We start from the raw sequence: 25,233 nt of genomic DNA on the forward strand, positions 1-25,233 counted from the left end.
CCCCTCCAACGGATCCGTCCCCCCGATGGTTACGAGGCGGATGCGGAACGTGACGCTCTGTCCCCGCGGCCTCCCCGGCGCCGTCCGGTGCGGGCGGCGTCCGGAAGTGACCCGGGTGGTGCGTGGGACGGCACGCGCCTGCTGATGCGCCGCTCCGCCCGGTCGCGGTCGTCCTGTGTCAAGTGAATCGCGCCAACGCCACCGAGAGTTCATTCGTTGGGGTGGCGAATGGTGGCGTTTCTGAAATCGCCATGGCTGGGGCCGTGATCGTAGGATTACTGTGAGTGTGCGAGTCCTGGGGGCACATGCGCTCGTGGGTATGCCGGAGGCAAGTCGGCAGTCCGTTCGAAGGGTGGCGACCGCCGGACGGAGGGCGGTGCCGACCGGCATTCTGACAGGGCTTGGCGCACTCGGCGACAAGTGGTCTCAGGAATGGGGGCGTTCCAGTGAGCGGCAACGGCGACGGCGGGACGAACGCAGCGAGTGCGGACAAGCGCCAGAACGAGCTGCTCGCCTCGTGGTTCGTGCGCAGCGGCTGGTCCAAGGGGGAGCTGGCCCGCCAGGTCAACCGCCGGGCCCGCCAGCTGGGGGCGAACCACATCTCCACCGACACCTCGCGCGTGCGCCGCTGGCTGGACGGGGAGAACCCGCGCGAGCCGATCCCGCGGATCCTGTCCGAGCTGTTCTCCGAGCGCTTCGGCTGCGTCGTCTCCGTGGAGGACCTCGGACTGCGCACGGCCCGCCAGACGCCCTCCGCGACCGGCGTCGACCTGCCCTGGACGGGCCCCCAGACCGTCGCCCTGCTCAGCGAGTTCTCCCGCAGCGACCTGATGCTGGCCCGGCGCGGCTTCCTCGGCAGCTCCCTGGTGCTGTCCGCCGGCCCCTCCCTCATCGAACCGCTCCAGCGCTGGCTGGTCCCCTCGCCCCCGGCCCCGCTCGCGCCCCCCGAGCCGGCCGCCGCCACCCGCCGCCCCGGCCGCCTCTCCCGCCCCGAGCTGGAGCTGCTGGAGAGCACCACGGTGATGTTCCGCAAGTGGGACGCCCAGTGCGGCGGCGGACTGCGCCGCAAGGCCGTCGTCGGCCAGCTGCACGAGGTGACCGACCTCCTCCAGGAGCCCCAGTCGGAGGGCACCACCCGGCGCCTGTTCAAGGTCGCCGCGGAACTGGCCGAACTGGCCGGCTGGATGAGCTACGACGTGGGGCTCCAGCCCACCGCCCAGAAGTACTTCGTGCTCGCCCTGCACGCCGCCAAGGAGGCCGGCGACAAGCCGCTCGGCTCCTACGTGCTGTCCAGCATGAGCCGCCAGATGATCCACCTGGGCCGCCCCGACGACGCCCTGGAGCTGATCCACCTCGCGCAGTACGGCAGCCGCGACTGCGCAAGTCCGCGCACCCAGTCCATGCTGTATGCGATGGAGGCCCGCGCCTACGCCAACATGGGCCAGCCCGGCAAGTGCAAGCGGGCGGTGCGGATGGCCGAGGACGCCTTCACCGACGTGGACGACTGGGACGAGCCCGACCCCGACTGGATCCGCTTCTTCTCCGAGGCCGAGCTGTACGGCGAGAACTCCCACTCCTTCCGCGACCTCGCCTACGTCGCGGGCCGCAGCCCCGCCTACGCGTCGCTGGCCGAGCCGCTGATGGAGAAGGCCGTCCAGCTCTTCGCCGAGGACGCCGACCACCAGCGCTCCTACGCGCTGAACCTGATCGGCATGGCCACCGTCCACCTCCTGCAGCGCGAGCCCGAGCAGAGCACGCGCTACGCCGCGCACGCGATGGAGGTGGCCAAGAAGGTCCGTTCCGAGCGCCTGAACACCCGTATCCGCAAGACCGTCGACAACGCCGTGCGCGACTACGGCGACCTCGCCGAGGTCATCGACCTGACCGAGCAGCTCGCCGCCGAACTCCCCGAGACCGCCCAGGCGGTCTGACCCGGCCTCCGGGCAGGCAGGCCCAGAACCCCGGCCGCGGCCGGCCCTCCCGAACCGCCCGACCCGGCTCCCCCGCGCCAGGTCACCGGAAGGCCGTCGCGGCCGGTTCGCCGTCCGCCCGCAATTCACCGACGCGTAACACACCAGGCGTCTTCGTCACCCCGGCGAAACAACGAGGGGCGTCCACGGAAACCGCGCTGCGCGAATCTCGTCGCGCAGAACCGGCCCACCCCTCATGCCCTCGGTACCGCTGCCGGGGCCGCCAGGCTTCGCCCGCACGGGGCCGTACCAACCGACGAGGAGACGCCGATGGCACCAGCCATCATGCTTGCGGCGGACGCACCGAAGCTGTCGTCCGCCAACACAGGCTTCATGCTGATCTGTTCCGCCCTGGTGATGCTCATGACCCCGGGCCTGGCCTTCTTCTACGGAGGCATGGTCCGCGTCAAGAGCACCTTGAACATGCTGATGATGAGCTTCATCAGCCTCGGGATCATCACCCTCCTGTGGGTGCTCTACGGCTTCTCGATCGCCTTCGGCACCGACAGGGGCTCGCTCGTCGGCTGGACCTCCGGCTTCGTCGGGTTCTCCGGGATCGGCAAGGCCGACCTGTGGCCCGGCTACACCATCCCGGTCTTCGTCTTCGCCGTCTTCCAGCTGATGTTCGCGATCATCACCCCCGCACTGATCAGCGGTGCGCTGGCGGACCGGGTGAAGTTCACCGCATGGTCGCTGTTCGTGGTGCTGTGGGCGACGATCGTGTACTTCCCGGTCGCGCACTGGGTCTGGGGCAGCGGCGGCTGGGCCTTCGACCTCGGTGTGATCGACTTCGCCGGCGGCACCGCGGTGCACATCAACGCCGGTGCGGCGGCGCTCGGCGTGATCCTCGTCATCGGCAGGCGGTCCGGTTTCAAGAAGGACCCGATGCGCCCGCACAGCCTCCCCCTGGTCATGCTCGGCGCCGGGCTGCTGTGGTTCGGCTGGTTCGGCTTCAACGCCGGCTCCTGGCTCGGCAACGACGACGGCGTCGGCCCGCTGATGTTCGTCAACACGCAGATCGCCACCGCCGCCGCCATGCTCGCCTGGCTCGGCTACGAGAAGATCCGGCACGGCGCGTGCACCACGCTGGGAGCCGCCTCCGGCGCGGTCGCCGGCCTGGTCGCCATCACCCCGTCCGGCGGCGCGGTCTCGCCGCTCGGCGCCATCGCGGTCGGCGCCGTCGCCGGTGTCCTGTGCGCCATGGCGGTCGGCCTGAAGTACCGGTTCGGCTACGACGACTCCCTGGACGTCGTCGGCGTCCACATGGTCGGCGGCATCATCGGCTCCCTCCTGGTCGGCCTCTTCGCCAGCGGCACCGGCCAGTCCGACGTCAAGGGCCTCTTCTACGGCGGCGGCCTGGACCAGTTCTGGAAGCAGTGCGCCGGGGTCTTCGCCGTCCTCGCCTACTCCCTGGTCGCCTCCGCGGTCCTCGCCTTCCTCATCGACAGGACGATCGGGATGCGGGTCACCGAGGACGAGGAGGTCTCCGGCATCGACCAGGCCGAGCACGCCGAGACGGCCTACGACTTCAGCGGCGCGGGCGGCGGTGTCGCGGGCACCGTCTCCGCCCTGGCCGCCGCCGCGGCGGGCCGGCGGAGCAGGCCTGACCCGCAGAGCACGCAGAGCGAGCCGGACCCGCAGAGCACGCCGAGCAAGAAGGTGGACGCATGAAGATCATCACCGCCGTCGTGAAGCCCCACCGGCTCGACGAGATCAAGGAAGCCCTGCAGGCCTTCGGCGTCCACGGGCTCACCGTCACCGAGGCCAGCGGCTACGGCCGCCAGCGCGGACACACCGAGGTCTACCGCGGTGCCGAGTACACCGTCGACCTGGTGCCCAAGATCCGCATCGAGGTGCTGGCCGAGGACGACGACGCCGAAGAGCTGATCGAGGTCGTCGTCAAGGCGGCCCGCACGGGCAAGATCGGCGACGGGAAGGTCTGGTCCCTGCCCGTCGACACGGCGGTCCGGGTCCGCACCGGCGAGCGCGGCCCCGACGCGCTCTGACGGCTTCGGCGAGCGATCGAGGACAGGAGTCACCGGGTGACGCGCAAGAGTGAGAGCGAGAGCGGCCGGGCCGGCCGGACGGACGAGACGGGCCCGTCGCGGCCCGGCGGCTACGCGGCGGCCCGGCTGCGCCTCCTCACCGAGGACGCGCGGTCCGGGCCGCCGCGCCGCGCGGCCCTCGCACAGCTCACCGACGACTGGCTCGCGCGGCTGTTCACCACGGCCGCCGCAGACGCCGGGGGACTGACAGGCGTCTCCCTCGTCGCCGTCGGCGGCTACGGCCGCGGCGAGCTGTCCCCGCGCAGCGACCTCGACCTGCTCCTGCTGCACGACGACGGCGACCCGTCCGCCGTCGCCGCCCTGGCTGACCGCCTCTGGTACCCCGTGTGGGACCTCGGCCTCGATCTCGACCACTCGGTACGCACACCGGCCCAGGCACGCGGAACGGCCGGCGGCGACCTCAGGGTCCAGCTCGGCCTGCTCGACGCCCGGCACCTGGCCGGCGACCCCGCCCTCACCGCCGGCCTGCGCACGGCGGTCCTCACCGACTGGCGCAACCAGGCCGCCCGCCGCCTCCCCGAACTCCGGGAACTGTGCGCCGACCGCGCCGAACGCCAGGGCGAACTCCAGTACCTGCTGGAACCCGACCTCAAGGAGGCCCGCGGCGGCCTGCGCGACGCCACCGCCCTGCGCGCCGTGGCCGCCTCCTGGCTGGCCGACGCCCCCCGCGAAGGCCTCGCCGACGCGCGCCGCCGGCTGCTCGACGTACGCGACGCCCTGCACCTGGCCACCGGCCGCGCCGGCGACCGGCTCGCGTTGCAGGAGCAGGACCAGGTCGCCGCCGGGCTGGGCCTGCTCGACGCCGACACCCTGCTGCGCCAGGTGTACGAGGCGGCGCGCGTCATCTCGTACGCGAGCGATGTCACCTGGCGCGAAGTGGGGCGCGTACTCAGGGCCCGCGCCGTGCGGCCCCGGCTGCGCGCCCTGCTCGGCGGTGGCAGACAGGGCGCCGAGCGGACCCCGCTCGCCGAAGGGGTGGTGGAACAGGAGGGCGAAGCGGTGCTCGCCCGCGCCGCGCGCCCCGAAGGCGACCCCGTCCTCCCCCTGCGTGCCGCGGCCGCCGCCGCACAGGCCGGTCTCCCGCTCTCCCTGCACGCCGTACGCCACCTGGCCGCCACCGCGCGCCCCCTGCCCACACCCTGGCCCGCCGAGGCCCGCGAACAACTCGTCACCCTCCTCGGCTCCGGCCGGCCCGCCGTGCAGGTCTGGGAGGCCCTGGAGGCGGAAGGGCTGGTCACCCGGCTGCTGCCCGACTGGGAACGGGTGCGCTGCCGCCCGCAGCGCAACGCCGTCCACGTCTGGACCGTCGACCGCCACCTCATCGAGACGGCCGTCCGCGCCTCCGCGCTCACCCGCCGCGTCGGCCGCCCCGACCTGCTCCTGGTCGCCGCGCTGCTGCACGACATCGGCAAGGGCTGGCCCGGCGACCACTCGGCCGCCGGCGCGACCATCGCCGCGGACGTCGCCGCGCGCATCGGCTTCGGCCCCGCCGACGCCGCCGTCCTCGCCACCCTCGTACGCCACCACCTGCTGCTCGTCGAGACCGCCACCCGGCGCGACCTGGACGACCCGGCCACCGTCCGCGCGGTCGCCGACGCGGTGGGCACCCGCGGCACCCTGGAGCTGCTGCACGCGCTGACCGAGGCGGACGCGCTGGCCACCGGCCCGGCCGCCTGGTCCTCCTGGCGGGGCTCCCTCGTCGCCGACCTGGTCCGCCGGGCCGCCGCGGTCCTCGCCGGGGACCTGCCCGACGGTCCCGCACCCGCCGCCGAACCCACCGCAGAGCAGGAACGCCTCGCGGTCGAGGCGCACCGCACGGACGGCCCGGTCCTGGCCCTGCGCACACAGGGGGCCCCGCCCGCCGAGGAACCCTCCGGCCCGGCCGAACCGCTGGGTGTGGAACTGCTCATCGCCGTCCCCGACCAGCCCGGCGTGCTGCCCGCCGTCGCAGGGGTGCTCGCCGTGCACCGCCTCACCGTCCGCACCGCCGAACTGCGGACCGTGGACCTGCCCGACGGCTTCGGCGGACGCACCGTCCTGCTGCTGAACTGGCGGGTCGCCGCCGAGTACGGCTCGCTGCCCCAGGCCGCCCGGCTGCGTGCCGACCTCGTCCGGGCGCTGGACGGCTCCCTGGACATCGCCTCCCGGCTCGCCGAACGCGACGCCGCCCACCCACGCCGCCGGGGCGTGGCGGCGCCCCCGCCGCGGGTGACCCTCGCCCCGGCCGCCTCCCGGCACGCCACCGTGATCGAGGTCCGCGCCCAGGACGCGCCCGGCCTGCTGTTCCGCATCGGGCATGCCCTGGAGGAGGCGAAGGTACGGGTGCGCAGCGCCCACGTCAGCACGCTCGGCGCCAACGCGGTGGACGCCTTCTACGCCACGGACCCGGCGGGCGAGCCGCTGCCGCGGCAGGAGGCGCTCTTGCTCGCGCGGCGGCTGGAGGAGACGCTGCGGGCCCGACCGTGACCCGGTTCTGCCCGGCCGGGATACCCTGGAGGGCGATTCCTTAAGCCATCCCCGACCCCGAGGACCGCGAGCGCCGTGTTCGACACTCTCTCCGATCGCCTGTCAGCGACTTTCAAGAACCTGCGCGGCAAGGGACGGCTCTCCGAGGCGGACATCGACGCCACCGCGCGCGAGATCCGCATCGCCCTCCTCGAAGCGGACGTGGCCCTCCCGGTCGTCCGGACGTTCATCAAGAACGTCAAGGAGCGGGCCCTGGGCGCCGAGGTCTCCCGGGCCCTGAACCCGGCCCAGCAGGTCCTGAAGATCGTCAACGACGAGCTGGTCACGATCCTCGGCGGCGAGACCCGCCGCCTCCGCTTCGCCAAGCAGCCGCCCACGGTGATCATGCTGGCCGGTCTGCAGGGTGCCGGTAAGACCACCCTGGCCGGAAAGCTCGGCAAGTGGCTCAAGGAGCAGGGGCACTCGCCGCTGCTGGTCGCCTGTGACCTCCAGCGGCCGAACGCCGTCAACCAGCTGAGCGTCGTCGCCGAGCGCGCCGGCGTCGCGGTCTACGCGCCGGAGCCGGGCAACGGCGTGGGCGACCCGGTCAAGGTCGCCGAGGACTCCATCGACTTCGCGAAGTCCAAGGTCCACGACATCGTCGTCGTGGACACCGCCGGCCGCCTCGGCATCGACCAGGAGATGATGCAGCAGGCCGCGGACATCCGCGACGCGGTCCGGCCCGACGAGATCCTCTTCGTCGTCGACGCGATGATCGGTCAGGACGCGGTGAACACCGCGGAGGCCTTCCGCGACGGCGTCGGCTTCGACGGTGTGGTGCTCTCCAAGCTCGACGGCGACGCCCGCGGCGGTGCCGCCCTGTCGATCCGGCAGATCACCGGCAAGCCGATCATGTTCGCGTCCAATGGTGAGAAGCTCGACGACTTCGACGCCTTCCACCCGGACCGGATGGCCTCCCGCATCCTCGACATGGGTGACCTGCTCACCCTGATCGAGCAGGCGGAGAAGACGTTCAGCCAGGAAGAGGCCGAGAAGATGGCCTCCAAGCTGGCGTCCAAGAAGGGCCAGGACTTCACCCTGGACGACTTCCTGTCCCAGATGGAGCAGGTCAGGAAGATGGGCAGCATCAGCAAGCTGCTCGGGATGCTGCCCGGCATGGGGCAGATCAAGGACCAGATCAACAACCTCGACGAGCGGGACGTCGACCGCACCGCCGCGATCATCAAGTCGATGACCCCGGCCGAGCGCCAGGACCCGACGATCATCAACGGCTCGCGCCGCGCCCGTATCGCCAAGGGTTCCGGTGTCGAGGTCAGCGCCGTGAAGAACCTGGTGGAGCGGTTCTTCGAGGCCCGCAAGATGATGTCCCGCATGGCCCAGGGCGGCGGCATGCCCGGCATGCCGGGGATCCCCGGCATGGGCGGCGGCCCCGGCCGCAGCAAGAAGCAGCCGAAGAAGGCCAAGGGCAAGCAGCGCTCGGGCAACCCGATGAAGCGCAAGCAGCAGGAGCAGGAGGAGGCCGCGCGCCGCGCCGCGGCCGCCCAGGGCGGCGCCCTCGGCCTGCCGCAGCAGGGGGCCCAGGACTTCGAGCTGCCCGACGAGTTCAAGAAGTTCATGGGCTGACGGCCACCGCGGCCCGCCGCGGCCGTCGCAGGCACCGAGGGCGTCCCCGTCTCCCGGGGGCGCCCTCAGCGCGTGCCGGGGCCCGCCGAGTGCCGTAACGTCCAGATATGAGCAATGCCGCGCCACCACGCAAGGCCCCTGACCAGCCGTGGCGCACCGAGGGCACCCCGGACGAGCCGCCCCGGCGGCCCGGCGGCAGACGGACGCGCGGCCGGTGGTGGGGCCTGCTCGTCACCGCGGTGATCGTCTTCCTGCTGGCCTACGGCGGGCTGAGCTACTACAGCACCGGCAACGAGCCGACCATCTCGTACACCGAGTTCAGCAGGCAGGTCGACGCGGGCAACGTCAGCAAGATCTACTCCAAGGGCGACGCCATCCAGGGGCAGCTCAAGAGCGCCCGGGCCAGGCCGAGCGGCCACGGCACGTACACCAAGTTCAGGACCCAGCGCCCCGCCTTCGCCGACGACCGGCTCTGGCAGAGCCTGAGCGGCCACCACGTGACGGTGACCGCGCAGCCCGTAGTCCAGGAGCGCGGCTTCCTGCCCAACCTGCTGCTGTCGCTGGCCCCGATCGTGGTCATCGCCGCGCTGTGGATCTTCTTCGCCCGGCGGATCGGCTCCGGCCTCGGCGGACCCGGCGGCCTGCTGGGCCGCAAGACACCGCCGCGGCCGGTCGAGCTGCAGCCCGGCACCCAGCGCACCACGTTCGCCGACGTGGCCGGCATCGACGAGGTCAAGGGCGAACTGGACGACGTCGTCGACTTCCTCAAACACCCCGACGACTACCGCCGCATGGGCGCCAAGATGCCCCGCGGCGTGCTGCTCACCGGGCCGCCGGGCACCGGCAAGACGCTGCTCGCGCGGGCCGTCGCCGGGGAGGCGGGCGTGCCGTTCTTCTCCGCGTCCGCGTCCGAGTTCATCGAGATGATCGTCGGTGTCGGAGCCTCGCGGGTGCGCGAACTGTTCGCGGAGGCGCGCAAGGTGGCGCCCTCGATCGTCTTCATCGACGAGATCGACACCATCGGCCGCGCGCGCGGCGGCGGCGCGTCGATGGGCGGGCACGACGAGCGCGAACAGACCCTGAACCAGATCCTGACCGAGATGGACGGCTTCTCCGGCTCCGAGGGCGTGATCGTGCTGGCCGCGACCAACCGCGCCGACGTCCTGGACCCCGCGCTCACCCGGCCCGGCCGGTTCGACCGGGTGGTGAGCGTCGCGCCCCCCGACCGCGGCGGCCGGGAGGCCATCTTGCGGATCCACACCCGCGAGATCCCCCTCGCGCCGGGCGTCGACCTGGCCCGGGTGGCCCGTACGACCCCGGGCATGACCGGTGCGGAACTGGCCAACCTCGCCAACGAGGCCGCCCTGCTCGCGGTCAAGCGGCGCCAGCGCGAGGTGACGCAGGCCGACTTCTCCGAGGCGCTGGAGAAGGTCCAGCTCGGAGCCGAACGCGCCCTGGTGATGCCCGAGGAGGAGCGCCGGCGCACCGCCTACCACGAGAGCGGCCACGCCCTGCTCGGCATGCTCCAGCCCGGCGCCGACCCGGTCCGCAAGATCACGATCGTCCCGCGCGGGAGGGCGCTCGGCGTGACCCTGTCCACGCCGGAGTCGGACAAGTACGCGTACACGGAGGAGTACCTGCGCGGCCGGATCATCGGCGCGCTCGGCGGCATGGCGGCCGAGCACGTCGTCTACGACGTCATCACGACCGGTTCGGAGAGCGACCTGGAACAGGTCACCAACATCGCGCGCGGGATGGTGGCCCGCTGGGGGATGAGCGAGCACCTGGGCCGCCTGTCCGCCCTGCCCAACGACGCCCAGCAGGCCTACGGGCTCTCCGCCGCGCCGCAGACCCTGGACGCCATCGACACCGAGATGCGGCGCATCGTCGACGAGTGCTACGACGAGGCGTGCCGCAAACTGCGCGAGCACCGGCCGCAACTGGACGCGCTGGCCGACGCCCTGCTCGAGAACGAGACGCTGGAGGAGGCCGACGCCTACCGGGTCGCCGGCATCACCCGCCTGAAGAAGGACCTGGAGGCGGAGGCGGAGTGAGGCGGGGTTACGGCGTCCGCGCGATCAGGTAGCGGAAGACGTTGGGCAGCCACACCGTCCCGTCGCGCCGCTGGTGGGCGTGCAGGGCCTCGGTCAGCTCCTTGTCGACCTGGTCGGGTCCGGCGGCCTCGACGGCCGCGTCGAACAGGCCCGTGGAGAGCATGCCGCGTACCGCGCTGTCCAGGTCCGCGTAGCCGAACGGGCATGCGACGCGTCCGGAGCCGTCGGGGCGCAGTCCGGCGCGGCGGGCGACGTCCTCCAGGCCGTCGCGCGCGACGGGGGGCGGGTCGGCGGCCCGGGTGGCCGCGCGCAGCACGGCCGACGCCGCGCACCGCTCCGGCGGACCCCAGCCCGCCAGCACCACCGGCGCGCCGCGCCCGGCGAGCGGCACCGCCGCCGCGAGCGGTCCGGCGGGGTCCTGCGCGTCGTCCGCGAGGCACCCGAGGGGCTCGAAGGCGGTCACGAGGGTGTAGGGCGCGGCGCCCGGTGCCGGGCCGGCCGCCGCGTCGGCGCCGAGGGGGCTGTGGGGGGCGCGGCCGTCGTGGACACCGGCGGCGCCGGGGTCGCCGGGGACGCCGTGGGCCCCGGCGGTGCCGCGGGTCCCACCGCGGTCCGCGCCGGACGGCGCACCGCCGATGACGTCCGGGACCGGCCCCTGGACGATCCGGGCGTCCGCCCGCGCGCGGGTGCCCGGCGCTCCGGGCGCCTCGGGCAGCAGCCGCTGCCGTGCCAGGGCCAGCCGTTCCGGGCAGGTGTCGACGCCGGTGACCGCCGCCCCTCTGGCGGACGCCATGAGCAGCGCGAGCCCGGAGCCGCAGCCGAGGGCCAGCAGCCGGGTGGCGGTGCCCACCTCCAGCCGCTCGTAGACGGCCTCGTAGAGCGGCACCAGCATCCGCTCCTGGATCTCCGACCAGTCACGCGCGCGTGCACGCAGGTCCACCCCGGGCGCCGGGCCCGCGTGAGGCAGGTGCTGACGCACGAGCGTAGGTGTCATGGATAAGCGCCCCAATCCGCCGAGAATTGCCGCTGTGCCGATTCCGTGGCCCCCGTGCAGTGCGCGCGCACTTCCGTATGCCAGGTAACTCCCCGCTCCGCATGGCGTCCAGGGGTCGTGAGGGCCTCTTCGTCCGTTCCGGGCCCCTCGCCCGGAGATTTCACATCCCGGAAACCCGGGCCTTGCCGTCCCGTCGCGGACGGCCGGGGGTGGGGTGGTGCGGGACACCTGGGGCGTGCCCGGTAACGTCACCGTCGCCGCGCACGCTCACCGCGTACAGCCTTCCGCCGGGGAAGCGGCCGAAACGTCTCTTGTACACCGCGCGCGTACCTGTGCACCGGCGTGCGTGAAGGCATGCACGCCGGTGCGTATGCGGGGCTACGCACCACCTTGGTATCAGCTGTGAGGCTTCTCCGCAGATCAGCGCACCCGCCCTCGTCAGGACGCATCAGTGGCAACTGACGGGTACGTGCAAATTATTTGGGATGCCCCGGAATAGGAACACAGTGGCACTCCCGCTCGTTGTCATTACGTGAGCACGACACAGACACCACCTGTTCTCGCAGCGGAGCTGGCGCAGGCGTGGGCCGACATTCAGCGGTACCACCCCGAGCTGCCCGATCTCGCCGCCCCCGAGTCCCTGATCGGGGAGTCGTCGTCCGCGTGCGGGCACGAGCTCTCCTTCGAGCGACTGCTCCACGAGGCAGTCCACGGCATCGCCGCCGCCCGCGGGGTGCGCGACACCTCCCGTGCCGGCCGCTACCACAACCGCCGGTTCCTGGCCATCGCCGAGGAGCTGGGCCTCGACCACCCGGACGAGCCGCACCCGAGCAGCGGCTTCTCCCTGGTCACGCTCAGCCCCGAGGCCAAGCGCCGCTACCGCCCGACGATCGAGCGCCTCCAGCGCGCCCTGAAGGCGCACACGGCGGCCACCACCGCCGACACCGGCCGCAGCTTCCGCGGCCCGGCCGCCCGCCACGGTTCCTCCGGCGGCGGGGTCCGGGTCAAGGCCGTCTGCGACTGCGGGCGCAACGTACGCGTCGTCCCCTCGGTCCTGGCCCAGGCCCCGATCGTGTGCGGCGGGTGCGGCAAGCCGTTCCGGATCCCGGAGGTCGTGGGCGCGGCGGGCTGAGGGCGCGGCTGCTCGTGGCAGCCGCGCTCCGGCCGCCGGCCCGGACACGACGGCACCCGGCCGCCGGGTGCCCCTGTGGCGTGCCCCGGCGGCGCCCACCCTGCGCCGGGAGGGTGCCGCCGGGTATGGCACAATGGCTAGCTGTACTCGACAGCCGCACAGGACCCCTCTCTCCTCCGGCTGACGCGTCCATCGGGCATTCGGGTACCGCAACCCCACGCGGCGTCCCGCCGTGCCCCACCACGTCAATCCAGGAGAACCCACTCCCGTGGCAGTCAAGATCAAGCTGAAGCGTCTGGGCAAGATCCGTTCGCCTCACTACCGCATCGTCGTCGCCGACTCCCGTACCCGCCGTGACGGCCGGGCCATCGAGGAGATCGGTCTGTACCACCCGGTGCAGAACCCCTCGCGCATCGAGGTCGACGCCGAGCGCGTGGCGTACTGGCTCGGTGTCGGTGCCCAGCCGACCGAGCCCGTGCTCGCCATCCTGAAGAAGACCGGCGACTGGCAGAAGTTCAAGGGCGAGCCCGCCCCGGCGCCCCTGCTGCAGCCGCAGGAGAAGGCCGCCCGTCCGTCGTTCGAGTCGCTCGGCGGCGAGGACGAGGGCAAGGGTGAGGCCATCACCCAGAAGAAGAAGGCTGAGAAGAAGGACGAGGCCGCTGCCGAGTCCGAGTCCACCGAGGCCTGAGCAGCATGCTCGAAGAGGCGCTTGAGCACCTCGTGAAGGGCATCGTCGACAACCCTGACGATGTGCAGGTCGCCTCGCGCAACCTGCGTCGCGGACGTGTGCTCGAGGTGCGGGTCCACCCCGACGACCTCGGCAAGGTGATCGGCCGCAACGGTCGCACCGCACGCGCCCTGCGCACCGTCGTGGGCGCCATCGGCGGCCGGGGTGTCCGCGTCGACCTCGTCGATGTGGACGACGTCCGCTGACGCTTCATCGCATCGCAACCGGCTCGGGCCGGGGAGGGCCGTCAAGGGCCGTCCCCGGCCCGTAGTCGTACGACAGGAGATCTGGACACGTGCAGCTGGTAGTCGCACGGATCGGCCGCGCCCACGGCATCAAGGGCGAGGTCACCGTCGAGGTACGTACCGACGAGCCGGAACTCAGGCTCGCGCCCGGCGCCGTACTCGCCACCGATCCCGCCTCGGCGGGACCGCTCACCATCGAGACGGGCCGCGTCCACAGCGGGCGCCTCCTGCTGCGGTTCGAGGGCGTCACCGACCGCACCGCCGCCGAGGCGCTGCGCAACACCCTCCTCATCGCGGACGTCGACCCGGACGAGCTGCCCGAGGAGGAGGACGAGTACTACGACCACCAGCTGATCGACCTCGACGTGGTCACCGAGGACGGCACCGAGGTCGGCCGGATCACCGAGATCTCGCACCTGCCCTCCCAGGACCTGTTCATCGTCGAGCGCGCCGACGGCAGCGAGGTGATGATCCCGTTCGTGGCGGAGATCGTCACCGAGATCGACCTGGAGGAGCAGCGGGCCGTCATCGCCCCGCCGCCGGGCCTGATCGACGACCGCGCGGAGATCGCCTCCGCCCGGGGCGAGGAGGGCTCCGACGCCGGATCCGGCGGCGCCGCCGCCGACGGCGGCTCCGGCGGTTCGGGAGAAGCCTCCTGATGCGCCTCGACGTCGTCACGATCTTCCCCGAGTACCTCGAACCGCTGAACGTCTCCCTGGTCGGCAAGGCACGCGCGCGCGGACAGCTGGACGTGCACGTGCACGACCTGCGCGCGTGGACGTACGACCGCCACAACACGGTCGACGACACGCCCTACGGCGGCGGCCCCGGCATGGTCATGAAGACCGAACCGTGGGGCGACGCCCTGGACAGCGTCCTGGCCGACGGCTACGAGACGGGCTCCCGCGCGCCCGCGCTGATCGTCCCGACGCCCAGCGGCCGCCCCTTCACCCAGGAACTCGCCGTCGAGCTGTCCGAGCGCCCCTGGCTGATCTTCACCCCGGCCCGCTACGAGGGCATCGACCGCCGCGTCATGGACGAGTACGCCACCCGCATACCCGTCTACGAGGTGTCCATCGGCGACTACGTCCTCGCCGGCGGGGAGGCGGCCGTCCTGGTCGTCACCGAGGCCGTGGCCCGTCTGCTGCCCGGCGTCCTCGGCAACGCCGAGTCGCACCGGGACGACTCCTTCGCGCCCGGGGCCATGGCGAGCCTCCTGGAGGGCCCCGTCTACACCAAGCCGCCCCTGTGGCGCGGCCGGGAGATCCCCGACGTGCTGCTCAGCGGCCACCACGGGAAGATCGCCCGCTGGCGCCGCGACGAGGCGCTGCGGCGCACCACGGCCCACCGGCCCGACCTCATCGAGCGCTGCGCCCCCGCGGCCTTCGACAAGAAGGACCGCGAGATGCTGTCCATCCTGGGCTGGTCGCCCGACCCGGCGGGGGAGCCGTACGGCCGATTTTGGCGCAGGACCGGCGACGTGGAAGAATAGGCCGCTGCTGTGTGCTGTCCGGCGGGCGCCCCTGCCACAGGGGGACACGACGACCGCCCCGACCGCCCGGCAGACCTTCCGGAAAATCCTAGTTCCCGTTGATGACCTGTGGCATCAGCGAAGAAAGCAGAGACATGTCTCACCTGCTCGACACCGTCGACGCCGCGTCGATCCGCGACGACATCCCGGCCTTCCGTCCGGGTGACACCGTCAACGTGCACGTCCGCGTCATCGAGGGCAACCGCTCCCGTGTGCAGCAGTTCAAGGGTGTGGTGATCCGCCGCCAGGGTTCCGGCGTGCGCGAGACCTTCACGGTCCGCAAGGTCTCGTTCTCCGTCGGCGTCGAGCGCACCTTCCCGGTGCACACCCCGATCGTCGAGAAGATCGAGCTGGTCACCCGTGGTGACGTGCGCCGCGCCAAGCTGTACTACCTCCGTGAGCTGCGCGGCAAGGCCGCGAAGATCAAGGAGAAGCGCGACAACTGAGCGCTTTCGGGGGTTCACATCGGGGCGGGATAGCATTCCGCCCCGATGGACACCGAAGCACAGCCGACCGAGCGCGACCGCTCCTCCCGCCCTTCCGCCGCCGGATCCGAACGGACTCCGGACACGCAGGGGGCGGAGGACCGGTCGCGTTCGTCGTTGGCGGCGCGCCTCGCCGGCCGCGTCCCCGGCGGGTGGACCACCCTGTCCGCGCTGACCGGCCTGGTCCTCCTGCTGCTCCTCAACGCGTTCGTGGTGCAGCCGTTCCAGATCCCCAGCGGGTCCATGGAGCCGGGACTGAGGGTCGGGGACCGGATCCTCGTCGACAAGGTGGCCTACCGTTTCGGTGCCGGGCCGCGGCGCGGGGACGTCGTCGTGTTCGACGGCACCGGGTACTTCGGGGACGCCGACTACGTCAAACGCGTGGTGGGTGTGGGGGGAGACCACGTGGTCTGCTGCGACGAGAAGGGCAGGATCGAGGTGAACGGAGAGCCGGTCGACGAGTCGGCGTTCCTTCATCCGGGTGACAGTCCCTCCGCGGTGCCCTTCGACGTCGTGGTGCCGCAGGGCACGCTGTTCGTCCTCGGCGACCACCGCGGCGACTCCAGCGACTCGCGCGACCACCTGGGCTCCCCGGGCGGCGGCATGGTCCCGGTCGGGGACGTGATAGGCCGGGCCGACTGGATCGCCTGGCCCCTCGGTCACTGGACCCGCCTCACCCGGCCCGGTGCCTACGCGCGCGTGCCCGCTCCCACCCCGGCGGGCGGTGCCCATGGGTAACCGCGGCAGACCGCGCGGCGCGCAGCCCGGCCCCGCCGACGACCCGCTGCCCACCGGGGTCCGGCGGCCGGCGGGCCCGGCCGGCGGGCGCACCCGGGCGGAGCGGCGCAAGCTGCAGCGCAAGGTCAAGCGCAAGCGCCGGCGCTCCGCCGTACGGGAGATCCCGCTCCTGGTCGGCGTGGCCGTCCTCATAGCGCTGGTGCTGAAGACCTTCCTCGTACAGGCGTTCGTGATCCCGTCGGGCTCGATGGAGCAGACGATCCGCATCGGGGACCGGGTCCTCGTCGACAAGCTCACCCCCTGGTTCGGCGCCGAGCCGAAACGCGGGGACGTCGTCGTCTTCCGCGATCCGGGCGGCTGGCTGGCCGGCGAGGAGACCGCGAAGAAGAACGACCCGATCGTGGTCAAGCAGGTCAAGGAGGCCCTCACCTTCATCGGGCTGCTGCCCTCCGACAACGAGAAGGACCTGATCAAGCGGGTCATCGGGGTCGGCGGCGACCACGTCAAGTGCTGCGACAAGCAGGGGCGGGTGACCGTCAACGGCGTTCCCCTGAACGAGGGGGACTACCTCTATCCGGACAACGCGCCTTCCGACACCCCGTTCGACATCACGGTCCCCGAGGGCCGGCTGTGGGTGATGGGCGACCACCGGGGCAACTCCGCCGACTCCCGCGCCCACCGGAACACCGCCTACGGCGGTACGGTCTCGGAGAAGTCCGTGGTGGGACGGGCGCTGGTGATCGGCTGGCCCTTCGGCCACTGGGCCACGCTGCGGGAGCCGGAAACCTTCGCCGCGGTCTCCGACTCGGCGGCCGGGTCGGACGCCGCCGGGCCGCCGTCGCATAGGGTTGCCCCCTACGATCCCAACAGATCGGTTCAACTCCCGAGCCCTGCGGAACTCCCGCTCGTTATGGGAGTGGTGGGCCTGCGCCGTGGACGGGGCAGGCGGTGGCGCGGAGTGAGGAGTTGGCGTGGGGGATGTGGCGGTTGGCGCACGGTCCGGCAGCGACGGCGAGGAGCACCGCGGACACCCCGTGGACGCGGCGGCCCCTGCTGCGGACAACGCCGTGACCTCCGGGAACGAGAGCACGACAGCCGAGGACGGCACGGTGACGGAGCACAACCACAGTGATGAGCAGGCCCCCGGCACAGGCAGCCCGGAGGCGAGGAAGCCGCGGTCCTTCTGGAAGGAACTGCCGATCCTGATCGTCATCGCCCTGGTGCTGGCGCTCCTGATCAAGACGTTCCTGGTCCAGGCGTTCTCCATCCCGTCCGACTCGATGCAGAACACCCTGCAGCGCGGTGACCGGGTCCTGGTCGACAAGCTGACCCCGTGGTTCGGTTCCGAGCCCGACCGCGGCGAGGTCGTCGTCTTCCACGACCCGGACGACTGGCTGGCCGGCGAGCCGACGGCCAAGCCCAACGCGCTGCAGACCGTGCTCAGCTGGATCGGCCTGATGCCGTCCGCGGAGGAGAAGGACCTGATCAAGCGGGTCATCGGCGTCGGCGGCGACACCGTCGAGTGCAACGGCACGGGCCCTTTGAAGGTCAACGGCAAGGCGCTGAACGAGCCTTACGTCTACCCGGGCAACACCCCGTGCAGCCAGGACGACCAGGGCGGCCAGTTCAAGGTCAAGGTCCCCGAGGGCTTCATCTGGGTCATGGGCGACCACCGCCAGAACTCCCGGGACTCGCGCTACAACCAGGCCGACAAGAACCACGGCATGGTCCCGGTCAAGGAGGTCGTGGGCCGTGCCATCGTGCGCGCCTGGCCGGTCAATCGCTGGGGCACCCTGCCCGTCCCGGACACCTTCGACCAGCAGGGCATCGGGCAGCAGTCCTCGGCGGCCGGCGCGCTGACGGTGGCCCCCGGCGGGGTGGCCCTCACCGCCGCGGTGCCGCTCGTCGTCTGGCGGCGCAAGCGGACCCTGAAGCCGCAGACCGGCACCGGCACCCCGACCACGGCGGCCGGTAGCCGCTGACCGGTACCGGTTCCGCGACCACGGCGGCCGGTAGCCGCTGACCGGCACCGGCACCCCGACCACGGCGGCGACCGCTCGCCTCGGCCGGGGCCCGCCGCCCGCCGCCGCACTCCCGCCCGTGCCATACACCCGTGCGCCCCTGTGAAACCCCCGTGGAGCTGTGGCTCCGGCCGCGGAAGGGGACTCCCGGGGCCCGGTACCGCCGGGTAGGGTGCGGATCCATGGGTGGCGAGAGCACGACACGTACGGCCCCGCGCGGCGGCGGCACAGGCAGGAAGTCCGCGGGTGGCAGGACGGGGCAGCGGCTGTCCGGGCTCGCCGTGGCGCTCGGCCTGGTGCTGTTCCTCGGCGGATTCGCCTGGGCGGCGGTCGTGTACCGGCCCTACACCGTGCCCACCAGCTCCATGACGCCGACGATCGGTGTGGGCGACCGCGTGCTGGCCCAGCGCGTCGACGGCGACGAGGTGCGCCGTGGTGACGTCGTCGTCTTCCACGACAAGACCTGGGTGGCGAACGCGCCCGTCGTCAAGCGGGTGGTGGCCGTCGGCGGGGACACGGTCGCGTGCTGCACGGACGGCAAGCTCACCGTCAACGGCAAGCAGATCGACGAGCCGTACCTGAAGGGCGGCCCCGCCGAGCTCACCGGCTTCCCCACCGTCAAGGTGCCCGAAGGGCGTCTGTTCCTGCTCGGCGACGAGCGCCACGGCTCGCTGGACTCCACCGCCCACCTCACCGACGCGGCCCGGGGCACCGTCTCCCGCGCCGACGTCACGGCCCGGGTCGACTCCGTGATCTGGCCGGTCAAGGGCATGCTGGAGCGGCCGACCGGATTCCAGGCGCTGGGCGCCCTGTCCCCGCCGGGTCCGCTGCGCACGATCTTCTTCCTGATCATCGCGGGCGTGGTCCTGGTGTTCGCCGGCGGCGCGTACGGGCCGCTCGCCAAGCTGCTGGGCGGCTCCCGCGCCCGCGGACGGACGGAGCCGGTCCGTGCCCGCTGAGACCGCGGACGCGGGCCACGGCGTGAACGGGTCCGGCGGCGAGCCGCGCAAGGTGGCGCGGGTCGTCCTGCTCGACCCGGCCGACCGCATCCTGCTCCTGCACGGCCACGAGCCGGACGATCCGGCCGACGACTGGTGGTTCACGCCCGGCGGCGGCCTGGAGGGTGACGAGACCCGCGAGGAGGCCGCCCTGCGGGAACTCGCGGAGGAGACCGGCATCACCGAGGTGGACCTCGGCCCGGTGCTCTGGCGCCGTCGCTGCTCCTTCCCGTTCGCGGGTCGCCGCTGGGACCAGGACGAGTGGTACTTCCTGGCGCGGACGACGCGCACGGCGACGGCGGCCACCGCGCTGACCGAGCTGGAGCGGCGCAGCGTCTTCGGAGCGCGCTGGTGGACGTGTCGGGAACTGGCCCGCACGCATGAGACCGTGTATCCCACCAGACTCGCCGGGCTGCTGCGCACGCTGCTCGACGAAGGTCCCCCGGCCGCGCCCGTGACCCTGGACACCGAAATCGTCTAGGGGTTCACGGGACTGGCGCACAATGGGGGGACCGTACGGCTGAAGGGGAACATGCCATGAGCGCCGAGGACCTCGAGAAGTACGAGACCGAGATGGAGCTGAAGCTCTACCGGGAGTACCGCGATGTCGTCGGTCTGTTCAAATACGTGATCGAGACCGAGCGGCGCTTCTACCTCACGAACGACTACGAGATGCAGGTGCACTCCGTTCAGGGCGAGGTCTTCTTCGAAGTGACGATGGCCGACGCGTGGGTGTGGGACATGTACCGGCCGGCCCGGTTCGTGAAGCAGGTGCGCGTGTTGACGTTCAAGGACGTGAACATCGAGGAGCTGAACAAGAGCGACCTGGAACTGCCCGGCGGGTGAGCCCGGGGGACCGGGCGGTGCCCGGAAGACCGCCCGCCTGCGGGAAGATCGCTCGTGCGGGTGACGCGGTTGTCCACAACCGGTGAGTAACCCACCAAGATCCACTCGATGGGTCCCGATGCGTGACGGTGGGCGCCGGAGGTGGTGCCGACATGACCACGCATCAAGCACGCAGTGCACTCGGCAGGTACGGAGAGGGCCTGGCGGCGCGCCGGCTGGCCGAGGCGGGCATGACCGTCCTGGAGCGCAACTGGCGCTGCGGCAGGACCGGCGAGATCGACATCGTGGCCCGCGACGGTGACGTCCTGGTCGTCTGCGAGGTGAAGAGCCGCAGGGCCGGAGCCTTCCAGCACCCGATGGCCGCGGTCACGCCCGAGAAGGCCGAGCGGCTGCGCGGCCTCGCCGAACGCTGGATCCAGTCCCACGGCGGAGCACCGCCCGGCGGCGTCCGCATCGACCTGGTGGGCGTCCTGCTGCCCCGGCGCGGCGCGCCCCTCGTCGAGCACGTACGGGGGGTGGCGTGATGGGATTCGCGCGCACCTGCTCCGTCGCCCTGGTCGGGGTCGAGGGCGTCGTCGTCGAGGTCCAGGCGGACCTCGAACCGGGCGTCGCCGCCTTCACCCTGGTCGGACTGCCCGACAAGAGCCTGACCGAGAGCCGCGACCGGGTACGGGCGGCCGTCGTCAACTCCGGTGCCGAATGGCCGCAGAAGAAGCTCACCGTGGGACTCAGCCCCGCCTCGGTGCCCAAGGCCGGCAGCGGCTTCGACCTCGCCGTGGCCTGCGCGGTGCTCGGCGCCGCGGAACGGATCGACCCCCGCGTGCTCGCCGACATCGTGATGATCGGCGAGCTGGGCCTGGACGGCCGGGTGCGCCCCGTGCGGGGCATCCTCCCGGCGGTCCTGGCCGCCGCCGACGCCGGATACGAACAAGTGGTCGTACCGGAGTGCGCCGCCGCCGAGGCATCCCTGGTACCCGGCGTCTCGGTGCTCGGCATCCGCAGCCTGCGGCAGCTGATCGCCGTCCTGACGGACGAACCCGTACCGGAGGAGGACAGGGACGAGCCGGGCCGCCCCGACCCGCTCCTGGCCGGCCTGCGCGTGCCGGGCACGGCGGCCGCCACCGGCATGCACAGCATGGGAGCCGCCCAGCACGACCAGGGACACGACCTCGCCGACGTCGTCGGCCAGCGCTCCGCGCGCACCGCGCTGGAGGTCGCCGCGGCCGGCGGACACCACCTGTTCCTCGAAGGCCCACCGGGCGCCGGCAAGACCATGCTCGCCGAACGGCTCCCCGCCGTCCTGCCCCCGCTCGGCCGCCAGGAGTCCCTGGAGGTCACCGCCGTCCACTCGGTGGCCGGGCTCCTGCCGCCGGGCAAACCGCTGATCGACCTCGCCCCCTACTGCGCCCCGCACCACTCGGCCACCATGCAGGCACTCGTCGGCGGCGGCCAGGGCGTCGCCCGCCCCGGAGCCGTCTCCCTCGCCCACCGGGGCGTGCTCTTCCTCGACGAGACCCCCGAGTTCAGCAGTCACGCCCTCGACGCCCTGCGCCAGCCCCTGGAGGCGGGGCACGTGGTGATCGCCCGCAGCGCGGGTGTGGTGCGGTTCCCGGCGAAGTTCCTCATGGTCCTCGCGGCCAACCCCTGCCCCTGCGGACGGTTCTCGCAGCGCGACACCCTGTGCGACTGCTCGCCCTCCGCGATCCGCCGCTACCAGGCCCGGCTCTCCGGGCCGCTGCTGGACCGGGTCGACCTGCGGATCGAGGTGGACCCGGTCACCCGCGCCGAACTGGCCCGGCGCGACGCCGCGGGCGAGTCCACGCGCACGGTGGCCTGCCGGGTGCGGGCCGCCCGGGAGCGCGCGGCGGCCCGGCTCGCGGGGACGCCCTGGCGGACCAACAGCGAGATCCCCGGACGCGAGCTGCGCAGCCGCTGGCACGCCGCCGCCGGCGCCATGGACGAGGCCGAGCGCAACCTGGAGCGCGGTGTCCTCACGGCCCGCGGACTCGACCGGGTGCTGCGCGTGGCGTGGACCGTCGCGGACCTCGTCGGCCACGACCGGCCCGACGCGACCGACGTCGCCCTCGCCCTGCAACTGCGCACCGGAGTGCCGCGTGGCGTGCCCATGGCCCTCGGGGCGCCGGCATGAGCGCCGTCCCGCGCCACCCGGACCCGGGCGGCCTCCCCGGCCCCGCCCGCGGGCGCGACGACCACACCGCGGCTCTTCCCGGCCCCGCCCCCGGCCTCCCCGGCCCCGAAGTGCTGGCGCGGGTCTTCCTCAGCCGGGTCCTGGAGCCCGGGGACGTGACCGGCGGGCGGTGGGTGCGGGAACTGGGCGCGGTGGACACCGCCCGGCGGCTGCGGGAAGGCACGCCGCCGCTGCCGGGCGTGTCGGACAGACGCTGGGCGGGCCTGTGCGCACGTGCGGCACGGGCCGACCCCGAGCGGGACCTCGCCGCCGCACGCGAGGCCGGGGTGCGGTTCGTGTGCCCCGGCGGCGGCGAGTGGCCCGCCCAGCTCGACGACCTTGCGGACGCCCGGCCCACCGGCCTGTGGGTGCGCGGCCGGCCCAGCCTGCGCATGTGGGCCCTGCGGTCGGTGTCCCTGGTCGGCGCCCGGGCCTGCACCGAGTACGGCGCGCACATGGCCGGCACCCTGGCCGCAGGGCTGGCCGAGCGCGGCTGGGTGGTGGTCTCCGGCGGCGCCTACGGAGTCGACGGCGCCGCCCACCGGGGCACGCTCGCCGGCGGGGGCGCCACCGTCGCCGTGCTGGCCTGCGGCGTCGACCGGCCCTACCCCCGCGGCCACACCGGGCTCATCACCAGGATCGCCCAGCAGGGCCTGGTGATCGGCGAGCTGCCGCCCGGCGACCACCCCACGCCGAACAGGTTCATCGTCCGCAACCGGGTCATCGCCGCCCTCACCCGCGGCACCGTGGTCGTGGAGGCCGCCCTGCGCAGCGGCTCCCTCGTCACCGCACGGGCCGCGCAGCGCCTGGGCCGCCACACCATGGGCGTCCCGGGGCCGGCCACCAGCGCCCGCTCGGCAGGCGTCCACGAACTGCTGCGCGGCGGCGCCACGCTCGTCACCGACGCCGCGGAGGTCGTCGAACTGGTCGGTGACATCGGCGAGCTCGCCCCCGACCGGCGCGGCCCCGTCCTCCCGCGCGACCTGCTGGAACCGGAGGCCCGGCAGATCCTGGCCGCGCTCCCCGCCCGCGGCGCGCCGTCGGCGGCGGACATCGCCCGCGACGCCCGGACGACACCGGACGACGCGGTCGCGAGACTGTACGAACTGCGCGCCCTCGGTTACGTCGAACGACATGGCGACGGATGGAAGTTGACACGCCAGGCGATGATCTCGGGCCGAGCCGATCCGGACGCGTGCTGACCGAGCGTGTTCGGCCGTCCGGGGGAACGCCGACGCCTGCGTAAATTCCCGCAGTTGAGCGTTCACCCTGTCACCCAGGGTGACGCGGATGACCCGGTGGAGCGCCTTGCGGAACGTATCTGCGCACGCCCCGCGCCCCGCCGTTCGCGCACCGCGACACTCCAGTCACGCTACGCTCACGTGGTTTCGACGAGGACACCCGATACCGAACCCAGACCGACAGCTCACCCAGAAAGCCGCATCCCACGGCAGAACGGCACAAGGCGACGAATGCCCCAGCACACCTCCGGGTCCGACCGGGCGGCGATCCCCCCAGCCGCCCGCGACGGTGGCAGCGTGCGGCCGCCCGCTCCCTCGACGCTCGACGAGCTGTGGCGGTCGTACAAGGCGACGGGGGACGACAGACTGCGGGAACAGCTCATCCTTCACTACTCGCCGCTTGTGAAGTACGTCGCGGGACGCGTGAGCGTCGGTCTGCCGCCCAACGTGGAACAGGCCGACTTCGTGTCCTCGGGCGTGTTCGGGCTCATCGACGCGATCGAGAAGTTCGACATCGACCGGGAGATCAAGTTCGAGACGTACGCGATCACCCGGATCCGCGGCGCGATGATCGACGAGCTGCGCGCGCTCGACTGGATCCCCCGCTCCGTGCGGCAGAAGGCGCGCAACGTCGAGCGGGCGTACGCGACCCTGGAGGCCCGGCTGCGGCGCACCCCCTCGGAGGGCGAGGTCGCCGCCGAGATGGGCATCGCGATCGACGAACTCCACGCGGTGTTCAGCCAGTTGTCACTGGCCAACGTGGTGGCGCTGGAGGAGCTGCTGCACGTCGGCGGCGAGGGCGGCGACCGGCTGAGCCTGATGGACACGCTGGAGGACACCGCCGCCGACAACCCGGTGGAGGTGGCCGAGGACCGGGAACTGCGCCGGTTCCTGGCCCGCGCGATCAACACCCTGCCCGAGCGGGAGAAGACCGTCGTCACGCTGTACTACTACGAAGGCCTCACGCTCGCCGAGATCGGCAACGTGCTCGGGGTCACCGAGAGCCGGGTCAGCCAGATCCACACCAAGTCGGTGCTCCAGCTGCGCGCCAAACTCGCGGGCTTCGGGCGGTGACGGCGAGGGCGGCAGCCGGCACCGGGGCGGGCGGCCCGGCCGGTGCGGCTCCCGCCGCGGGCGGCGCCTCCGTAAAGTGGACGACGTGCCAAGGATTCGAGCGGCCTCCGTGGCCGAGCACCGGTCGATGCAGCGCGCCGCCCTGCTGGACGCGGCGCGGACCCTGCTGTCCCAGGGCGGTACGGAAGCGCTGACCTTCCCGGCCCTGGCCGAGCGGACCGGGCTCGCGCGGTCGTCGGTGTACGAGTACTTCCGGTCGCGGGCCGCCGTGGTCGAGGAGCTGTGCGAGGCCGACTTCCCGGTGTGGGCGGCGGAGGTGTCCGCGGCGATGGCCGCGGCCGACGGTCCCCGGGCCCGGATCGAGGCGTACGTCCGCAGCCAGCTCGAACTGGTCGGGGACCGGCGGCACCGGGCCGTCGTGGCGATCTCCGCGCGCGAACTGGACGCGGGCGCCCGGGAGAAGATCCGGGCGGCGCACGGCGGACTGGTCGCCCTGATCGTCGACGCCCTGGGAGAGGCGGGACACCCGCAGCCACGGCTGGCGGCGATGCTGCTGCAGGGCGTCGTGGACGCGGCGGTCCGCCGGATCGAACTGGGCGCCGAGGAACCGCAGGTGGTGGCGGAAGCGGCCGTCGGGATGGCGCTGCGGGGAATCACCGGCTGACCACCGCGCTTCTCCAGACGGCCCGCCCCGCGCCGCCTCTCCGTCCCCTGGCCCTCGTTCCGCCCGCGGCCCTCGTTCTGCCCCCGCCTGTTCGCCCCTGTCCTGGCCCTGTCTCTTATACACATCTGACGCTGCCGACGACTCCTTACGTGTAGATCTCGGTGGTCGCC

At 72.8% G+C, this 25,233-nt stretch carries 24 protein-coding genes; 23 read left to right on the top strand and 1 reads right to left on the bottom strand.

The genetic code is table 11. From position 1 onward, the window contains the following. The first annotated feature begins 446 nt into the window (after positions 1-446). From IG64_RS30805 to ftsH, 6 genes are all read left to right on the top strand, one after another. A complete protein-coding gene (locus tag IG64_RS30805) occupies positions 447-1,931 on the top strand; it encodes a hypothetical protein (RefSeq protein ID WP_037862163.1) in 1,485 nt (494 codons plus the stop codon). A gap of 309 nt (positions 1,932-2,240) precedes the next feature. Further along, complete coding sequence (locus IG64_RS30810) at positions 2,241-3,641, top strand: ammonium transporter (RefSeq protein WP_078884321.1); 1,401 nt, start codon at positions 2,241-2,243, stop codon at positions 3,639-3,641. Beyond that, a complete protein-coding gene (locus IG64_RS30815; RefSeq protein WP_037862164.1) occupies positions 3,638-3,976 on the top strand; it encodes a P-II family nitrogen regulator in 339 nt (112 codons plus the stop codon). The genes IG64_RS30810 and IG64_RS30815 overlap by 4 nt, the downstream gene beginning before the upstream one ends. Before the next feature lie 36 nt (positions 3,977-4,012). Next, the gene (locus tag IG64_RS30820) at positions 4,013-6,502 is read left to right on the top strand and encodes a [protein-PII] uridylyltransferase (RefSeq protein WP_037862165.1); all 2,490 of its coding nucleotides are present in this window, start codon (positions 4,013-4,015) and stop codon (positions 6,500-6,502) included. A gap of 75 nt (positions 6,503-6,577) precedes the next feature. Continuing rightward, the gene (ffh, locus tag IG64_RS30825; RefSeq protein ID WP_037862166.1) at positions 6,578-8,125 is read left to right on the top strand and encodes a signal recognition particle protein; all 1,548 of its coding nucleotides are present in this window, start codon (positions 6,578-6,580) and stop codon (positions 8,123-8,125) included. A 107-nt stretch (positions 8,126-8,232) separates the two neighbouring features. Then, positions 8,233-10,179 carry an ATP-dependent zinc metalloprotease FtsH gene (gene ftsH, locus IG64_RS30830; RefSeq protein ID WP_107474403.1) on the top strand — a complete coding sequence of 649 codons (1,947 nt, stop codon included), beginning with the start codon at positions 8,233-8,235 and terminating at the stop codon, positions 10,177-10,179. A gap of 7 nt (positions 10,180-10,186) precedes the next feature. Here the strand turns inward: ftsH and IG64_RS30835 are convergent, their stop codons facing one another. Beyond that, on the bottom strand, positions 10,187-11,173 hold the full coding sequence (locus tag IG64_RS30835) for a class I SAM-dependent methyltransferase (RefSeq protein ID WP_063758853.1): 987 nt from the start codon (positions 11,171-11,173) through the stop codon (positions 10,187-10,189). Between the two features lie 532 nt (positions 11,174-11,705). Here IG64_RS30835 and IG64_RS30840 point away from each other — a divergent pair. The 17 genes from IG64_RS30840 to IG64_RS30920 all read left to right on the top strand — a co-directional run bounded on the left by IG64_RS30840 (position 11,706) and on the right by IG64_RS30920 (position 25,063). After that, positions 11,706-12,305, top strand: a complete 600-nt coding sequence (locus IG64_RS30840) for a hypothetical protein (protein WP_037862167.1) — start codon at positions 11,706-11,708, stop codon at positions 12,303-12,305. Positions 12,306-12,573: 268 nt separating this feature from the next. Further along, on the top strand, positions 12,574-12,993 hold the full coding sequence (rpsP, locus tag IG64_RS30845; RefSeq protein ID WP_037862168.1) for a 30S ribosomal protein S16: 420 nt from the start codon (positions 12,574-12,576) through the stop codon (positions 12,991-12,993). 5 nt (positions 12,994-12,998) lie between these two features. Next, positions 12,999-13,238 carry an RNA-binding protein gene (locus IG64_RS30850; RefSeq protein WP_030612780.1) on the top strand — a complete coding sequence of 80 codons (240 nt, stop codon included), beginning with the start codon at positions 12,999-13,001 and terminating at the stop codon, positions 13,236-13,238. A gap of 89 nt (positions 13,239-13,327) precedes the next feature. Continuing rightward, on the top strand, positions 13,328-13,936 hold the full coding sequence (rimM, locus tag IG64_RS30855) for a ribosome maturation factor RimM (protein ID WP_037862169.1): 609 nt from the start codon (positions 13,328-13,330) through the stop codon (positions 13,934-13,936). Next, the gene (gene trmD, locus IG64_RS30860) at positions 13,936-14,769 is read left to right on the top strand and encodes a tRNA (guanosine(37)-N1)-methyltransferase TrmD (protein WP_037862171.1); all 834 of its coding nucleotides are present in this window, start codon (positions 13,936-13,938) and stop codon (positions 14,767-14,769) included. Before rimM ends, trmD begins: the two co-directional genes overlap by 1 nt. A gap of 134 nt (positions 14,770-14,903) precedes the next feature. Further along, positions 14,904-15,254 carry a 50S ribosomal protein L19 gene (gene rplS, locus IG64_RS30865; protein ID WP_037862172.1) on the top strand — a complete coding sequence of 117 codons (351 nt, stop codon included), beginning with the start codon at positions 14,904-14,906 and terminating at the stop codon, positions 15,252-15,254. 45 nt (positions 15,255-15,299) lie between these two features. Further along, a complete protein-coding gene (lepB, locus tag IG64_RS30870; protein ID WP_037862173.1) occupies positions 15,300-16,031 on the top strand; it encodes a signal peptidase I in 732 nt (243 codons plus the stop codon). Next, positions 16,024-17,163, top strand: a complete 1,140-nt coding sequence (gene lepB, locus IG64_RS30875) for a signal peptidase I (protein WP_037862187.1) — start codon at positions 16,024-16,026, stop codon at positions 17,161-17,163. Before lepB (IG64_RS30870) ends, lepB (IG64_RS30875) begins: the two co-directional genes overlap by 8 nt. Continuing rightward, positions 17,141-18,013, top strand: coding sequence for a signal peptidase I (lepB, locus tag IG64_RS30880; protein WP_234438662.1), 873 nt, complete (start codon positions 17,141-17,143; stop codon positions 18,011-18,013). Before lepB (IG64_RS30875) ends, lepB (IG64_RS30880) begins: the two co-directional genes overlap by 23 nt. 221 nt (positions 18,014-18,234) lie before the next feature. Beyond that, positions 18,235-19,011 (top strand): signal peptidase I, encoded by a 777-nt coding sequence (gene lepB / locus IG64_RS30885; RefSeq protein ID WP_037862174.1) that lies wholly within the window; start codon positions 18,235-18,237, stop codon positions 19,009-19,011. Continuing rightward, complete coding sequence (locus IG64_RS30890) at positions 19,001-19,531, top strand: NUDIX hydrolase (protein WP_037862175.1); 531 nt, start codon at positions 19,001-19,003, stop codon at positions 19,529-19,531. The genes lepB (IG64_RS30885) and IG64_RS30890 overlap by 11 nt, the downstream gene beginning before the upstream one ends. Positions 19,532-19,587: 56 nt before the next feature. After that, positions 19,588-19,896 (top strand): DUF2469 domain-containing protein, encoded by a 309-nt coding sequence (locus IG64_RS30895; RefSeq protein WP_014675276.1) that lies wholly within the window; start codon positions 19,588-19,590, stop codon positions 19,894-19,896. 122 nt (positions 19,897-20,018) lie between these two features. After that, positions 20,019-20,420: a YraN family protein gene (locus tag IG64_RS30900; protein ID WP_078884323.1), complete on the top strand. Its 402-nt coding sequence runs from the start codon at positions 20,019-20,021 to the stop codon at positions 20,418-20,420. Next, positions 20,420-22,045 carry a YifB family Mg chelatase-like AAA ATPase gene (locus IG64_RS30905; protein ID WP_037862177.1) on the top strand — a complete coding sequence of 542 codons (1,626 nt, stop codon included), beginning with the start codon at positions 20,420-20,422 and terminating at the stop codon, positions 22,043-22,045. Before IG64_RS30900 ends, IG64_RS30905 begins: the two co-directional genes overlap by 1 nt. After that, on the top strand, positions 22,042-23,286 hold the full coding sequence (gene dprA, locus IG64_RS30910) for a DNA-processing protein DprA (RefSeq protein ID WP_078884324.1): 1,245 nt from the start codon (positions 22,042-22,044) through the stop codon (positions 23,284-23,286). Before IG64_RS30905 ends, dprA begins: the two co-directional genes overlap by 4 nt. Positions 23,287-23,556: 270 nt before the next feature. Further along, positions 23,557-24,399, top strand: coding sequence for an RNA polymerase sigma factor WhiG (whiG, locus tag IG64_RS30915; RefSeq protein ID WP_037862179.1), 843 nt, complete (start codon positions 23,557-23,559; stop codon positions 24,397-24,399). Positions 24,400-24,508: 109 nt separating this feature from the next. Further along, positions 24,509-25,063, top strand: coding sequence for a TetR/AcrR family transcriptional regulator (locus IG64_RS30920; protein ID WP_037862181.1), 555 nt, complete (start codon positions 24,509-24,511; stop codon positions 25,061-25,063). The last annotated feature ends 170 nt before the right edge of the window (positions 25,064-25,233 follow it).

It is taken from the genome of Streptomyces sp. NRRL S-340 (assembly GCF_000720185.1).
Classification (GTDB): domain Bacteria; phylum Actinomycetota; class Actinomycetes; order Streptomycetales; family Streptomycetaceae; genus Streptomyces.

Excerpts from the sequence above, each read along its gene's own strand:
- IG64_RS30810 (WP_078884321.1), top strand. The coding sequence starts at position 2,241 with ATGGCACCAGCCATCATGCTTGCGGCGGACGCACCGAAGCTGTCGTCC.
- IG64_RS30815 (WP_037862164.1), top strand. The coding sequence starts at position 3,638 with ATGAAGATCATCACCGCCGTCGTGAAGCCCCACCGGCTCGACGAGATC.
- ftsH (WP_107474403.1), top strand. The coding sequence starts at position 8,233 with ATGAGCAATGCCGCGCCACCACGCAAGGCCCCTGACCAGCCGTGGCGC.
- IG64_RS30835 (WP_063758853.1), bottom strand. The coding sequence starts at position 11,173 with ATGACACCTACGCTCGTGCGTCAGCACCTGCCTCACGCGGGCCCGGCG.
- IG64_RS30850 (WP_030612780.1), top strand. The coding sequence starts at position 12,999 with ATGCTCGAAGAGGCGCTTGAGCACCTCGTGAAGGGCATCGTCGACAAC.
- trmD (WP_037862171.1), top strand. The coding sequence starts at position 13,936 with ATGCGCCTCGACGTCGTCACGATCTTCCCCGAGTACCTCGAACCGCTG.
- rplS (WP_037862172.1), top strand. The coding sequence starts at position 14,904 with ATGTCTCACCTGCTCGACACCGTCGACGCCGCGTCGATCCGCGACGAC.
- lepB (WP_037862173.1), top strand. The coding sequence starts at position 15,300 with ATGGACACCGAAGCACAGCCGACCGAGCGCGACCGCTCCTCCCGCCCT.
- lepB (WP_037862187.1), top strand. The coding sequence starts at position 16,024 with ATGGGTAACCGCGGCAGACCGCGCGGCGCGCAGCCCGGCCCCGCCGAC.
- lepB (WP_037862174.1), top strand. The coding sequence starts at position 18,235 with ATGGGTGGCGAGAGCACGACACGTACGGCCCCGCGCGGCGGCGGCACA.
- IG64_RS30895 (WP_014675276.1), top strand. The coding sequence starts at position 19,588 with ATGAGCGCCGAGGACCTCGAGAAGTACGAGACCGAGATGGAGCTGAAG.
- IG64_RS30905 (WP_037862177.1), top strand. The coding sequence starts at position 20,420 with ATGGGATTCGCGCGCACCTGCTCCGTCGCCCTGGTCGGGGTCGAGGGC.
- dprA (WP_078884324.1), top strand. The coding sequence starts at position 22,042 with ATGAGCGCCGTCCCGCGCCACCCGGACCCGGGCGGCCTCCCCGGCCCC.
- whiG (WP_037862179.1), top strand. The coding sequence starts at position 23,557 with ATGCCCCAGCACACCTCCGGGTCCGACCGGGCGGCGATCCCCCCAGCC.